The sequence below is a fragment of the Leifsonia sp. L25 genome, assembly GCF_050632895.1.
On the sequence record NZ_JBODRZ010000003.1, the window covers coordinates 2,289,724 to 2,303,405 of the forward strand.

The window sequence follows — 13,682 nt, forward strand, 5'->3', positions numbered from 1 at the left end:
AGTGCTCAATTCCTGACGAGCGCTGACAGGCCCCGCCGCTGCCACGAAGCAATGCTGCGCCCGAGCAGATAGAGCAGTGCGCTGGTGGCGGTGACGAAGAAGCCCACTGGCCAGTCGCTGATGTAGGCGAGGGCGATGGATGCCCAGATCGTCGCGAGGGCGAAGGCGACGGACAACACGATTGCGGTGGCCGGGCGGCGGGTGAGGAACCGAGCCGCGGCCGGCGGCCCGACGAGCAACGCGAACATAAGGAGAGCCCCTACGATTGGTACGCTCATCGTCGTCGCGCAGGCGAGGATCAAACCGAAGACGACCGACATGGCTTGGGGGCTTACTCCGCGGGATGGCGCCATGTCGGGCAGGACCGACGCGGTGAGCAAGGGGCGGTAGAGCACGGCGATCGCGGCCACGCAGAGCGCTCCGAGCACGAGCATCGGCACGATCTCCAGTGTGGAGACACCGAGGATCTGGCCGAATAGCAGCGCGAAAACCTCGGCGGAGTATTCGGTCGAGCGGCTGAGGAACAGCGCTCCGAGGCCGAGCATCATCACCAGTGCCAGGGCCGTGATGACGTCACTGCGAGCTCGGCGCCCGAGCACGGAGATGGTCAGCGCTCCACCGGCGGCGAAGACGCCCAGCCCGATGAGCGGGTCGATGCCGACCAGGACAGCGCCGGCCGCCCCGGCGAATGCCCCATGGGGGACCGCGTGGGCGAGGAACGCGTTGCCGCGCAGCACCACGAAGAACCCGACGATGCCGGCGATCAGGGCGACGATCGTGCCCGCCTCCCAGGCGTTAACCATGAACGGTGCGAACATCAGCCCACCACCCGTGCCGGCTCGGAAGCGGGAGCCGCGATCATGGCGTCGGGGCGTGGTGCCCGCCGGACGGAACGGAAGTGGACGCTGATACGGACAGCGAGGTAGACGAAGAACACCAGGGCGACGATGCAGAAGCTGACGGGCCAGTTGGGGCCGCCGATCCAGTAGTAGCTCTCGTACGACACCCAGCAGCCCACCCAGGTCGTGGCGACGGCGAGCCCGGACGCGAGGAGCACGGCGAGGCCGGAGCGGCGTGTGAGCAGCAGCGCGGTCGCTGCCGGACCGATGAGCAGGGCGGTGGACAGGATCGCGCCGATGGTCAGTGCGGACAATTCGACGGCGAGCGCGAGCGCGATGAGGAACAGGATGCCGGTCAGGCGGACGGGCACACCGCGAGCGGTCGCGAGGTCGTGGTCGATCGACTCCATCAGCAGCCACCGGTAGGCGAGCACGATCAGCATCAGCGCGACGAGACTGAGGGCGACCACCAGAGGGATGACGCCCGGGTCGATGACGAACAGCGACCCGAAGAGCACCGAGACCGCAGCGTTGCTCGAGCCGCCGATCGTGGTGTCCCAGTAGAGGAACAGGGCAGTCAGGCCCAGCCCGAAGCCAAAGACGACGCCGGTGGCGACGTCTCGCCCCTTGAGACGTTGCACGCCGATGACCTCCATGAGGAGGGCGGCGATGATCCCGGCGCAGACGAAGCCCCACAGCTGGCTGATGCCGACGAGGAAGGCCGCCGAGCCGCCGACCGCGCCGAGATCGGCCAGTGCGTGACCCGCGAAGGACTGACCACGAACAACGGTGAACACACCGACCACGCCGGCGATCGCAGCAACGAAGCCCCCGACGATGAGGGCGGTATGGACCGTCGGACTGCTGAAGAAGCCGCCCAATATAACCGCGGCCAGCATTCTCACGAGCGCTCCTGTTGCAGCGCCGCAGGGCGAGACGGCCCATGGTGGACTTCGTCGGCGACCCCGCCCGTGCCGTCGGCGATGACCATGACACGGCCTTCGGCGCGGATCACGCGGATGGGACGCCCGTACAGACGGGTGAGGACATCGCTCCGCACCACTTCTTCCACGGAGCCAGTGGCCGCCCGGCCGGCGGCGAGATAGACGATACGGTCCATCACCGGCAGGAGGAGGTTCATGTCGTGCGCGGTCATGACGATCGCCACCCGGCGCGTGCGGCGCAGTTCGTCCAGCAGCTCGACGATGTCCTGTGCGCTCGCCGGGTCGAGATTCGCCAGCGGCTCGTCCAGCAGCAGCAGGGCAGGATCGCTGATCAGCGCGTGGGCCAGCAGCACGCGCTGCTGCTGCCCACCGGAGAGCTCGCCGATGCGCTGGTCGGCGAAGGAAACGGCGCCGACCGCGCGGAGCGACTCATCGACGCGCGCGCGCACCTTTCGACGGCGCAGCGGCAAACCGAGCCGGCCACCGTCCAGTCCGAGCGCGACGACATCCCGGGCCCGCAGTGGTGCGTCCGCATCCAGAGCGACCTTCTGCGGAAGGTAACCCACCCCGCCGGAGCGTGCGCTACGTCCCGGGCGATCGATGCGACCGGAACCGGGGCGAAGCACCCCGAGGAGGACCCGCAGCAGCGTCGTCTTCCCCGCGCCGTTCGCGCCGATCAGGCCTACAAACTCGCCGGGCGCGACATCGAGGTCCACACCGTCGAGGATCTGCTTTCCGGAAAAAGTGACACCGATTCCCCGGGCGGAGAGCACCCCGCCCGGGACATCCCCAGTTCGCGAATCCGTCACAGCTTCTCGGTGGACTGGCCGTTCGTGATCGCGTTCGTGAGCGCGGTCACCTCGGCCTCCATCCACTTCTGGTAGTGGTAGCCGGTCGGCATCGTCTCGTACACGCCCACGACAGGCACGTTGTTCGAGCGGGCAAGAGACAGGAAGTGCGAGGTCACCGAATCGGTCACCTGCTGGTTGTAGAGGAACACTTTGACGGCCTTGCCGGTGAAGAGCGCATCCTGCGCCGCGGAGTCCTGCGGCGACGGATCGGTGCCGTTCATGATCGCCGCCTGCAGCGACCACGGCGTCTTGATGTCCACACCCGCAGCCTGCAGCATGTAGTCCACCACCGGTTCAATCACAGCGACGGGCGCGCCGGCGTGGTTCTGCTTGAACGCTGCCAGCTGGTCCGTCCAGGTCTTCAGCGAATTGTCGAATGCGGTCAGCTGGGCCTGGAAGTAGCTCGTGTGCGAAGGCTCGATCTTGCCCAGATCAGCAGCGATCACTTTCGCGACGGCGGGCATCGTCTTCGGGTCATACCAGAGGTGCGGGTTTTCCGTGCTGTCCGGCAGGCCCAGGACATCCTGGGCCACGATCACCGTGCGCGTCCTGTCGGGCGAGGCCTTCTCGAGCTTGGCCATGAAGTCGTCATAGCCGACACCGTTCTGCACCACCAGCTGCGCGGTGCTCAGCGCGCTCGCAACGCTCGCGCTGGCCTCGAAAGTGTGCGGATCCGTGTTCGGGTCGCTCATGATCGCTGTCGCCGCCACGTACTTCCCACCGATCTGCGCAGCGACGTCCGAGTACTCGTTCTCCGCTCCGACGACGACGATCTTGCCGTCGCCGCCGGTGCTCCCGTTCGAGGACTGCGAGCAACCGGCCAGAGCCGCCGTCAACGCCGCGGCCGCAACACCGACGGCTACCAATTTGTTGATGCGCACTGACATCCATCCAATCCGGGGAACGTGTCCCATCTACGTCACTATTGATAAGTATTCTCAATAGGGCAAGGCTACGACACGGGGTTGCGATTACGCTAATCGTAACGATAATAATTCTCAATATCTATAAGAAGCGAGAGGGAGGGGGCGTTCATGGGTCCCACCGCTGATGGCGCTGCGCCATCTCGGCAGCGGGCGCACCGATACCGATCACTGGTCCTTTCCGCGCTCGCGGCTTTGGAATCGCCCATCTCTGCCCAGTCGCTGTACACCGCTTTGCGTGGCAGCGGCGAACGCATCGGCTTGGCGACGGTGTATCGCGAGTTGCATGCGCTCACCCGGAATCGACAAATCGAGGAAGCATTCGTTGGGGGCGAGACCGTCTACCGGGTTTCGCAACGGGACCTTCTCGTCTGCGACGGTTGCGGGCGCACCGAGGAAGTCGGCGCCGGTGTGACGGTCGAAGCGGCGTTGGACCGATTTTTCGGTGGCGCGCACCCGGTCACCGTGCACGGCGTATGTACCTTGTGCTCGTCGAAGTGACGAAGGCTTCCGCTCTCGAGAGGAACGTGGGTGTTCTCGCATCCTTCTCAGCGACTCGTTCAGGCCGCGGCGCTAGAGTGGCGCCCCGATCAAGCCGACCGGAGGTTTCATGGCGCACGCGCACGCTCACTCGCATGGCGGGTCCCTCCGGACGGGGCCGCGAGGCCGGATCCTCCGGAATGTCGTCGCCGCCGTGCTGGTGCTGGCTGGGCTGGCGACGGCGGCCGGCCTGGCGCTGCTTTGGCCGGATCATGGGAAGGTCGCGTCCGCGTCCTCCAAGATCGAGTTCGCGGCAAAGGGCACAACCTTTCCGACCGGGCGGATCGTCGCGCTGTCGAAAACCTGCCCGGGGTACTTCTCCTCGGGGTCCGCATCGACCTCCGCGCCCGGAGACACCCGCGCGTGCCAACTCGCGAAAGTGACGCTCCTCGACGGCGCCTCGAAGGGGAAGTCGGTCACCGTGCCGCTGCTGTGGCCGTATTCGAGCGCCGGCCTGCGGGTCGGCGACCGGATCGAATTGGTGGTGCCGCCGAAGGCCGCCGACGCCTCGTCGTCGGGCCTGGACGCGCAGACCCTCGCGACCGAAGCACAGGGCATCACCGTCAACGGCGTGGTGCGCGACCAATCGCTCACGGCCTGGGTGGTTCTGTTCGCGGTCATCGTCATCGCCGTCGGGCTCCTCCGGGGCCTGATGGCTTTGCTGGCGCTGGGCTTCAGCGGGTTCGTGCTCGTGGGCTTCGTGCTCCCTGCCCTTGTCTCCGGTCAGCCCGGACTGGCCGTCGCGGTCGTCGGGTCCTCGACGATCATGTTCGTGGTCCTCTACCTCGCGCACGGCCCTTCCATGCGCACGAGCGTGGCTCTGCTGGGTACCCTCTTCGGCATCGTGCTGACCGCAGGTCTGGCGCAACTCTCGGTCGGCACCACCCACCTGACGGGCGTCACCGGGGACGTCGGCGGGATGCTGGCCGGGTCGACGCAGATCGACTTCCGCGGCGTCCTCACCTGCGCGATCGTCATCGCCGGCCTCGGCGTCCTCAACGACGTCACCGTGACCCAGGCGTCGGCGGTGTGGGAGCTGCGCGCGGCCTCCCCTCTGCTGTCCCGCCGAGAGTTGTTCACCCGGGCGATGCGCATCGGCCGCGACCACATCGCCTCCACGATCTACACCATCGTGTTCGCCTACGCGGGGGCCGCCATGGTGACCCTGATCGTCATCTACCTCTACAACCGGCCGGCGGTCAGCCTGCTGTCGCAGGAGGACCTCGCCGCCGAAGTCGTCCGGACCCTGTGCAGCGCGATCGGCCTGGTGCTCGCCGTACCCGTCACAACCGCCCTCGCCGCACTCCTCGTGCCCCAGGAGCTCACCCGCGCCGACGAGAACCGCGTCACCGCGTCGCTGAAGCTGTGGTGGTACTCCTTCATCCCGCGACCCGCGCACGACGCCGCGCAGGCACCGTCCCGCATCGATACGGAGACCCATTAGGCGACGCGACGCGACTCTACATCATGTAGAGTAAATCGCGTGATCGCGGAACCCGCCCTGGCTTGGACCTTCTCTGCATGGTTCGCCGGCACCGGCGTGATCTTCCTGGTGGCGCTGGTGCACTCCCGCACCTGGCCGGATCGGGGATCGTACTCAGCCCACGTGCTCATGAGTCTGTCGATGGCGATCATGCCGTGGACATGGTCGACGAGCGTCCCACCGCTTCTTCAGATCGTCGTGTTCACCGTCGCCGCGCTCTGGTACGTCGGACTCGCCGTATTCCGCCCGCGGACGCATGCGGGCCCTGAGGCTGGCAGCCATCACGTGGGGCCTCTTCTGCTGGCCTATCACGCGGCGATGATGGCTGCGATGGTCTGGATGAGCGCCCTGATGACCATGACGATGGGCGGCTCGACCGGCGGGATGCGCGACTCCGGTGGGATGGCGATGCCGGGAATGGAGATGTCCCGGGATTCGATGGCCGGGCTGTGGCGACAGCCGGGATGGGTCGTGACGGTCACTCTCGGATTCGTCGCCCTCTTTGCGGCCGCGACCGTGTGGTTCCTCGTCGACCTCGCTCGCGCTCGGGGCGGGCGGCGTGGCTCCGCTCCGCTCTCGCCGCTCGTTCAAACCCTGCTGAACATGGTCATGGCGATCGGGATGGGCGGTTCCTTCCTCGTGATGTCGTGATGACTCTCCTCCCTCTGTTCTCCTCGAAAGGAAACCTGCAATGACAGCATCCCGTCGCCGCCGATTCGGCATCGTCGGCACCCTCGCGGCGGCCGCCTCCGCCGCTCTCGTCCTGGCCGTGGCCGGGCCGGCCTCCGCCCATGTGGTTGTCGGCGGCCCCGTCACGGAAGGCGGCTACGGCGTCCTCACCTTCCGTGTTCCGACGGAGTCGGACACCGCCTCCACGGTCAAGCTCGCCGTCAGCTTCCCCAAGGACACCCCGATCATCACCGTCTCCACTCAGCCGAAAGCCGGTTGGACGGCGGCGGTCGCCACGGGCAAGCTCGCGAAGCCCGAGAAGGACGACGACGGCAACACGATCGACACGTATGTATCGTCGGTCACCTGGACGGCGGCCGCCGGCACCGGGATCAAGCCGGGCGAGTTCGACACCTTCGCCGTCTCGGTCGGACCGATCCCGAAGGTCCAGAAGCTGACTTTCCCGGCCGTCCAGACCTACAGTGACGGTTCGGTCGCGAACTGGAACGAGATCCAGCAGGGCTCGACCGAGCCGGAGCACCCGGCCCCGACCCTCGTCGTCACGACCGCGAGCTCCGACAGTGCGAATGGGAGTACGGCGACAGCCACGCCCGGCGCGACCGGCGGCATGGAGATGTCGTCGTCATCGTCCGACAACAGTGGGCTCGGCATCGCCGGTCTCGTCGCCGGGCTGCTCGGCCTGGTCCTGGCGATCATCGCGCTCGTGCGAAGCGGCCGTGGGAAGGCCGCCGAGACGAAGTGACCCCGGCCTCGTCGCGGCTCGGACGGGGAGGCGGTCGGCTCGTCGTCGCCGCCTCCCTCGCCTTCGCTGCGCTCTACCTGATCTGGCAGTTGCTCGTCCCGGCGTCCCCGGCGGCGGCGCATGCCGTTCTGGAGTCGAGCAGCCCCGTGGACGGATCACGGGTAGCCACCGCGCCGGCGCAGGTCACGTTCACCTTCGACGAGGCGGTGCAGCTCCCGCCGGATGCGACTGCCACGCTCTCCGATCACGGCGTCCGCGTCGACTCTGGACCGGCGCGTCTGGCCGACTCCGGGAAGACCGTGGTGATCCCATTGCGGAAAGCCCTGGCCGACGGGGCGTACACCGCGAGCTACCGGGTGGTGTCGGCCGACGGTCACGTCGTCACCGGGGCCATCCGGTTCGGCCTGAACGCTGACCCCGCGACGGCAGGGTCGACCACGCCCACCCCGATCGACCCCGTTGAGGTGGCCGCCGAGTCAGCGCAAGGACTGGTCTACGGCGGTGTCGTGCTGCTGATCGGCGTGTCGTTCGCGGGCTTGGTGCTCTGGCCCTCTGTGGGCTCCCGACGCGGTGCGAGCGTGCTGCGTTGGGTGGGCTGGTCGTTGCTGGCCGGCGGCACCCTCCTGCGACTGTTGCTCGCAGGCCCTGCCGCGACCGGCAGCGGGTGGGGCGGAGTGTTCCGGCTGGACGGGATCGGAACGGCTCTGGCGGAGGTCGGCGGTGTCGCGGGACTCGTGCGGCTGGTCCTGCTCGTGGTCCTCATACCGTGGGTGGTTCGCCCTGGCCGTGGTCGAGCGAGTACCGTCGCGTCGGCCGTTCTCGGTGTGGCTGTTCTCTGCTCGATCGCCGCCGACGGCCATGCTGCTGCGGGGGATGACGCCTGGCTAGCGCTGCCGGTGACCACGCTCCATTTGGCCGCGATGGCGCTGTGGGTCGGAGGCCTGATCGTCCTCGCCGTCTTCGTGATCCCCGCACACGGTCGCGATCAGGACGAGTTGACACGCCAGCGACGGTGGTCCGTCGCCGCGTTCGCGTGCGTCGCGGTGCTGATCGTCACCGGCGAGTACCAAGCGTGGCGGCAGCTCGACCCGCTGCAGTCCATCTCCGCCACGGCCTACGGCGTCACGCTCCTGATCAAACTTGTCTTGGTCGCCCTCGCCATCACGGCAGCCCTCGTCTCGAACCGGCTGCTGGTGCGAAACGGTCCTCCGCGGGATGCGCGCGAGAGACACCGCGCGCGCCGGATCGTGGCGACGGAAGCGGTCATCACGCTTGTCGTCGTGGTCGTCACAACTGTTCTCGTCGCGTTGCCGCCGGCGCGGACGACTTATGGGCCACCGACGACGCTCACAGCGGCCGCCGGCACCGGAACCGCCCACATCTCCGTCGACTCCACCCCGTCGGCCCGCAGACCATCACCGTGCAGCTCGAAGACGCCTCCGGCCAGCCCGCCACGGCGGATGCGATCACGGGCACGCTGGGCACCACTACCGTTGCCGGGGTCACGCTGCGCTTCGAACGCACACGGAATGGCGAGTGGGTGGCCCATTCGATCGCACCCGTCGCCGGTGAGTGGACGGTCGCCCTCTCGGTCGACTTCGGCACGGGTGCTCAATACGCGACGTCTGCGGTCTATCGCGTGTGGGGCTGAGAAGACGATTCCGGCCGTCCGATCGAGGAGGAGCGATCGGACGGCCGGAAGAACCTGCCTGAGCGCCGTTACCGCTGTGCCGCCTGAGCCTCGGCGCGGTGGCCGCTCACGCTGGGCCCCGGCTGGGGCTGGGAGAAGATCACCACCAGGATCACGGCGATGCCAACGATCACGTGCGGCAGCCAGACGTTCGGCGTGTTGTTCACGAAGCCGAACAGGAACGGCGAGAGGGCGAGGAAGAGGCTCGCCACGATGTCGAACACGAGGTGGACCGGCATCGGGATGAGCTTGAACGGCCCCCACTCGTATCGGGTGAAGAGGCTGTAGACGATCAACCCGACGCCGAGCACGATCGGGATGACGACGGCCGCTCCTCCGACCTGCGAGAAGCCGAAGAGGAACGGAGCGAGGATGAGGGCGATTCCGACGATGTAGTCGAGGATGCCGTGGACCTTTGTCGGTATGAATCTCATGCCAGGTGTTCGGAGCGATTAGGGAATCGGATGGGCGGAATCGTCATCCATTTTACAAGATGTAGAATCGACACGGCATCGAAGGGAACGTGATGGAGACCAGCTACCAGGTTGTCGGGATGACGTGCGAGCACTGCGAGCGTCGCGTGCAGAGCGAGGTATCGCTCCTGCCCGGTGTGGAGTCCGTTCGCGCCGACGCCGGTTCGGCGACCCTCGTCGTGGTCAGCGGTTCGCCGCTTGACCTGGCCAGCGTTCGCGAGGCCGTCGAGGAAGCGGGCTACGAACTGGCGCATGACTGACGCGCCAGCCCGTCCAGCTGCCCGTCACCCGCTCCTGCTCTGGGCGACGGCCGCCATACCGCTCGTCTCCGTCGTCGTGACGGTGGCGGTGTTGGGCAGTGCCCCCTATGAGTGGCTGAGTCGCGAGTACCCGGGGCTGCCGACCTCGTATGCGAGCGCGCTGCTGCGGCTTGTGACTGACGCGGCGACGGCCGTGGCATTGGGAAGCCTGGTGGTTGCCGCGTTCGTCGTCGCGCGCAAATCCCGCACCGCGATCGTCAACGACCGCGACCTCCGGTTCACCCGCATCGCCGCATCGGTCTGGCTCGGGGGCAGCATCCTGTTGATCCCGGTCGACGCAGCGGACGCCAGCGGGCGAGGCCTCTCGACGCTGCTCGAGCCGGGAGCCTTCGGCTACCTGGTCACAGCGAGCTACCTCCCGGGGGCGTGGATCGTCTCCGCGGTGTGCGCGCTGGTGGTCCTGATCGCAGCCAACGTCGTCGGCTCGTGGGTCTCGACGGTCGTCCTCGCCGCGATCGCGGCGCTGGGGATGCTGGCGCCGGTCATGGTGGGGCAGGTGCTGGTCGGCCCGAACCATGACTTCGCCGGCGATGCGGCGATCTTCGGAACCCCGGCGACCGGGATCCTGCTCGGCGCCACGGTGACGATGCTGGTGCGCTGGTCGACGGTCGGGCCGCCCGGGCCGCGTACAGCGAAGCGCTTCCGCACGCTCGTGTTATGGTGCTGGGCCGTCGCCCTCGCAGCCGACAGCATCCTCTACTACGTCCAGAGCGCGGGAGAGCCGGTGACATCGGCGACCGGGATCCTGTTCATCCTGCGGCTCCTGGTTCCGATGGTGTTCGTCCTCGGCGCGTTCGTCGTACCGCGCAAGCTTCGGACCGGTCTGCGGAGGGGGCAGCTGGTCGCGCTCCTCGTGTCGTGCTCGATGGTGCTCGGCATCACGTCGGCCATGCTGCGCATCCCGCCGCCTGTTTACTTCGTGCCCACCTCCACCCAGCAGCTCTTCCTGGGCTACAACGTGGACACGCCGATGACTCCGGTCACGCTGTTCCTGGACGGCCGGGTCAACATCCTCTTCCTCGTCATCTCGGTCGCTGGGACGCTCGTCTACCTCCTCGGCGTACGCACTCTGCGCCGCCGCGGTGACGCGTGGCCGGTTGGCCGCACGATCTCGTGGATCCTCGGCTGGGCAAGCGTCGTCATCACCACCTCCAGCGGCATCGGCCCGTACTCGTCCGCCTCCTTCGCGGTGCACATGGGGCTGCACATGAGCCTTAACATGCTCGGGCCGCTCCTGCTCGTGCTGGGAGGCCCGGTCACCCTCTTCCTGCGTGCGACGACTGCGCACCGCAAGGACGACTTCGCCGGCCCACACGAGTGGATCAATGCGATGCTGCACTCGCGTGCGACACACCTGGCATTCAACCCGCTGTACGCGCTCGTCGTCTTCGTCGGCTCCTACTACGCGATCTACATGACCCCGTTCTTCGACTGGGCGATGCGATACCACTGGGCGCACCAGGCGATGACCGTCCATTACTTGCTGATCGGGTACATCTTCTACGCTCTCGTGATCGGCGTCGACGCCCCGCCCCGCCCGCTCCCGCACCTGGGAAAGCTCGGTCTGGTGCTGGCTGCGATGCCTTTCCACGCCTTCTTCGGAGTCATCGTGATGACCAGCACCGCGCTCTTGGCGGGCACCTACTACCACTACCTCGACGTGTCCTGGATCGGCAGCCTGCACAACGATCAGTACGTCGCGGGAGGGATCGCCTGGTCCGCGGGCGAGGTCCCGCTGGTGATCGTGGTGCTCGCCCTGGTCACGCAGTGGGCGCGCCAGGACGCGAAGCTCGCGGCACGCACCGACCGACACCTCGACGCCGGACTGGACGACAGCTACGAGGCGTACAACCAGATGCTCGCCAAGCTCGCGGAGCGCCGGCAGACCACCGGCGCCACCGCATCCACACGTGTCCCTGTTCCCGATGAGGAGTCGCGATGACCACCACCACCCCGGTCGCCCTCGAGAAACGGCTCGAGCTCGACATCGGCGGAATGACCTGCACCGCGTGCGCCAACGCCGTCGAGCGCAAGCTCAACAAGCTCGACGGCGTCACGGCTTCTGTCAATTTCGCCACCGAGCGCGCGGTGGTGAGCGGTCTCGGCGAGGGCGACGCCTCGACCGCGATCGCCGCCGTCGAAGGGGCCGGCTATACAGCCGCGGTCCACGTGCCGGGAGACGACGCCTGGAGTGCCCGCGCGGCGGAGACGCGCACGTCGTCGCTGCGGAGGAGGCTCGCCGTCTCGGCTCTGCTGGCCATCCCGCTCTGCGATCTGACGATCCTGCTCGCGCTTGTGCCCGCGTGGCGCTTCCCGGGTTGGCAGGCGCTGTGCGTCCTGCTCGCCCTGCCGATCGTGACCTGGGCGGCGTGGCCGTTCCACCGGGCGACGCTGCGCGGCCTCCGACACGGCACGCTCAGCATGGACACGCTCGTGTCACTCGGGGTGGTGGTCTCGTTCGGGTGGGCACTGTGGACGCTGCTGGTCGCCCCCTCCGATCAGCCGGGATACTGGCTGGGCTTCGGTCGTACGCCCGCCGGCGCCGACTCGATCTATCTGGACGTCGCCGCCGGGATGGTGACCTTCCAGCTCGGCGGACGCTACTTCGAAAGCCGGTCGCGGCGACGTGCAGCCGATGTGCTGGAGGCGATCGGCGACCTTGCTGCGCGGGAAGCCACAGTGATCGACACGGAAGCAGGTGTCGAGCGGACCATCCCGATCGGGCAACTGCGGGTAGGCGACACGATCATCGTGCGCCCGGGCGAGAGGATCGCAGCGGACGGCACGGTCATGGATGGCACCTCCACTGTGGACACCTCGGCGATGACGGGCGAATCGGTCCCGGCCGAGGTCGGAGACGGCGAGACCGTCATCGGCGGCACGCTCAATCTGTCGGGGCGGCTCTTCGTGCGGGCGGACGCTGTCGGGGCGCGGTCGCGGCTGGCCCAGATGGCGGCACTCGCGGAGGATGCGCAACGACGGAAGGCGTCCGTGCAGCGCTACGTCGACCGCGTGACTGCAGTGTTCGTGCCCACGGTGGTCGCCCTCGCGGTTCTCGTCTTCGCGGGCTGGCTGATCGGCGGTGCGTCGTTCAACACGGCGATCACCAACGGCGTCGCGGTGCTCATCATCGCGTGCCCGTGTGCTCTCGGCCTCGCGACGCCGACCGCGTTGATGGTCGGTGTCGGCCGAGGCAGCCAGCTCGGCATCCTGATCAAGGGCCCGGACGCACTCGAGGCCTCCGGGGCAATCGACACCGTCGTCCTGGACAAGACCGGCACTGTGACGGAGGGTCGGATGCGTGTCGTCGCCGTCGACGCGTTCGGTCGCGACGAACTCGACGTGCTGCGTATCGCGGCTGCGCTGGAGGTTGCGTCGGAGCATCCGATCGCCCGCGCGGTCGTCGACCACGCACGGACGCTCGTGACCGATCTGCCCGCGGTGGCCGGCTTCGCCGCCAGAGCCGGTCTTGGCGCCGAAGGCATCGTTGCTGGGGAGCAGGTGCTGATCGGAAGCGCGCGTCTACTCACGGACGACGGGATCGCGTTCCCCGCTGAGGTCGCTGCTGCGGTGGACGGCCATCTGGCGGCGGCGCACACGCCGGTTCTGCTGGCTGTCGACGGGGCGGCCGTCGCGGTACTGGCGGTGGAGGACACGGTGCGGGAGTCTGCGGCTTCGGCCGTCGCCGAACTGCGTCGGCTCGGACTCCGCACCGTCCTGCTCTCCGGCGACACCGCAGCCGTCGCCGAGCCCGTCGGCGCCATGATCGGCGTCGACGAGGTCATCGCGGGGGTGCTCCCCGAGCAGAAGGCGGCGATCGTCGATGGGCTGCAGCAATCGGGACGCCGGGTGGCGATGGTCGGCGACGGCGTGAACGACTCGGCCGCGTTGGCGACCGCACGCCTCGGGCTCGCCGTGGTGCAGGGCACCGATATCGCGCTGAAGTCGGCAGACGTGATCATCGTCCGAGACGATCTGATGGCCGTCCCGGATGCCGTCCGGCTGTCCCGGGCGACGCTGCGGACGATCCGGATGAACCTGGTCTGGGCCTTCGGCTACAACGTGGCGGCGATCCCGTTGGCCGCCGCTGGGTTGCTCAACCCGCTGATCGCGGCGGCGGCGATGGCGTTGTCCTCCACGCTCGTGGTGGCCAACAGCCTGCGGCTGCGATCCTTCGAGGGCTGACC

At 68.0% G+C, this 13,682-nt stretch carries 13 protein-coding genes and 1 pseudogene; 9 read left to right on the top strand and 5 right to left on the bottom strand.

The window, feature by feature from the left end; all coding sequences use genetic code 11:
- Positions 1-5 precede the first annotated feature (5 nt).
- Genes ACRAWC_RS15400 through ACRAWC_RS15415 form a run of 4 tightly spaced genes read right to left on the bottom strand, consistent with a single transcriptional unit; the run spans position 6 to position 3,521 of the window.
- Positions 6-818 (bottom strand): metal ABC transporter permease, encoded by an 813-nt coding sequence (locus ACRAWC_RS15400; RefSeq protein WP_431348517.1) that lies wholly within the window; start codon positions 816-818, stop codon positions 6-8.
- Entirely contained in the window at positions 818-1,738 is a 921-nt protein-coding gene (locus ACRAWC_RS15405; RefSeq protein WP_431349459.1) for a metal ABC transporter permease, read from the bottom strand. The genes ACRAWC_RS15400 and ACRAWC_RS15405 overlap by 1 nt, the downstream gene beginning before the upstream one ends.
- Positions 1,739-1,740: 2 nt before the next feature.
- Positions 1,741-2,556, bottom strand: coding sequence for a metal ABC transporter ATP-binding protein (locus tag ACRAWC_RS15410; protein ID WP_431348518.1), 816 nt, complete (start codon positions 2,554-2,556; stop codon positions 1,741-1,743).
- Positions 2,557-2,588: 32 nt separating this feature from the next.
- Entirely contained in the window at positions 2,589-3,521 is a 933-nt protein-coding gene (locus ACRAWC_RS15415) for a metal ABC transporter solute-binding protein, Zn/Mn family (RefSeq protein WP_431348519.1), read from the bottom strand.
- Positions 3,522-3,668: 147 nt separating this feature from the next.
- Between ACRAWC_RS15415 and ACRAWC_RS15420 the strand changes: the two genes are divergently transcribed.
- The 6 genes and pseudogenes from ACRAWC_RS15420 (at position 3,669) to ACRAWC_RS15445 (ending at position 8,663) form a co-directional block, all read left to right on the top strand.
- Complete coding sequence (locus ACRAWC_RS15420) at positions 3,669-4,058, top strand: Fur family transcriptional regulator (RefSeq protein ID WP_431348520.1); 390 nt, start codon at positions 3,669-3,671, stop codon at positions 4,056-4,058.
- A 193-nt stretch (positions 4,059-4,251) separates the two neighbouring features.
- Positions 4,252-5,541: a YibE/F family protein gene (locus tag ACRAWC_RS15425; RefSeq protein ID WP_431348521.1), complete on the top strand. Its 1,290-nt coding sequence runs from the start codon at positions 4,252-4,254 to the stop codon at positions 5,539-5,541.
- Positions 5,542-5,580: 39 nt separating this feature from the next.
- Positions 5,581-6,231 (top strand): DUF5134 domain-containing protein, encoded by a 651-nt coding sequence (locus tag ACRAWC_RS15430; protein ID WP_431348522.1) that lies wholly within the window; start codon positions 5,581-5,583, stop codon positions 6,229-6,231.
- Positions 6,232-6,271: 40 nt separating this feature from the next.
- A complete protein-coding gene (locus ACRAWC_RS15435) occupies positions 6,272-7,012 on the top strand; it encodes a YcnI family protein (RefSeq protein WP_431348523.1) in 741 nt (246 codons plus the stop codon).
- Positions 7,009-8,301, top strand: a pseudogene (locus ACRAWC_RS15440) (copper resistance CopC/CopD family protein); the annotation flags it as partial. The gene ACRAWC_RS15435 and the pseudogene ACRAWC_RS15440, both read left to right, overlap by 4 nt.
- Positions 8,302-8,432: 131 nt before the next feature.
- Positions 8,433-8,663 (top strand): hypothetical protein, encoded by a 231-nt coding sequence (locus ACRAWC_RS15445; RefSeq protein ID WP_431349503.1) that lies wholly within the window; start codon positions 8,433-8,435, stop codon positions 8,661-8,663.
- Positions 8,664-8,731: 68 nt separating this feature from the next.
- Here ACRAWC_RS15445 and ACRAWC_RS15450 read toward each other — a convergent pair whose 3' ends face one another.
- Positions 8,732-9,136 (bottom strand): SPW repeat domain-containing protein, encoded by a 405-nt coding sequence (locus tag ACRAWC_RS15450; protein WP_431348524.1) that lies wholly within the window; start codon positions 9,134-9,136, stop codon positions 8,732-8,734.
- A 92-nt stretch (positions 9,137-9,228) separates the two neighbouring features.
- Here ACRAWC_RS15450 and ACRAWC_RS15455 point away from each other — a divergent pair, with 92 nt between their 5' ends.
- From ACRAWC_RS15455 to ACRAWC_RS15465, 3 genes are read left to right on the top strand one after another with little or no spacing between them, the layout of a single operon-like run.
- Positions 9,229-9,435 carry a heavy-metal-associated domain-containing protein gene (locus ACRAWC_RS15455; RefSeq protein ID WP_431348525.1) on the top strand — a complete coding sequence of 69 codons (207 nt, stop codon included), beginning with the start codon at positions 9,229-9,231 and terminating at the stop codon, positions 9,433-9,435.
- Positions 9,428-11,437: a cytochrome c oxidase assembly protein gene (locus ACRAWC_RS15460; RefSeq protein ID WP_431348526.1), complete on the top strand. Its 2,010-nt coding sequence runs from the start codon at positions 9,428-9,430 to the stop codon at positions 11,435-11,437. Before ACRAWC_RS15455 ends, ACRAWC_RS15460 begins: the two co-directional genes overlap by 8 nt.
- Positions 11,434-13,680, top strand: coding sequence for a heavy metal translocating P-type ATPase (locus ACRAWC_RS15465; RefSeq protein ID WP_431348527.1), 2,247 nt, complete (start codon positions 11,434-11,436; stop codon positions 13,678-13,680). Before ACRAWC_RS15460 ends, ACRAWC_RS15465 begins: the two co-directional genes overlap by 4 nt.
- Positions 13,681-13,682: the final 2 nt, after the last annotated feature.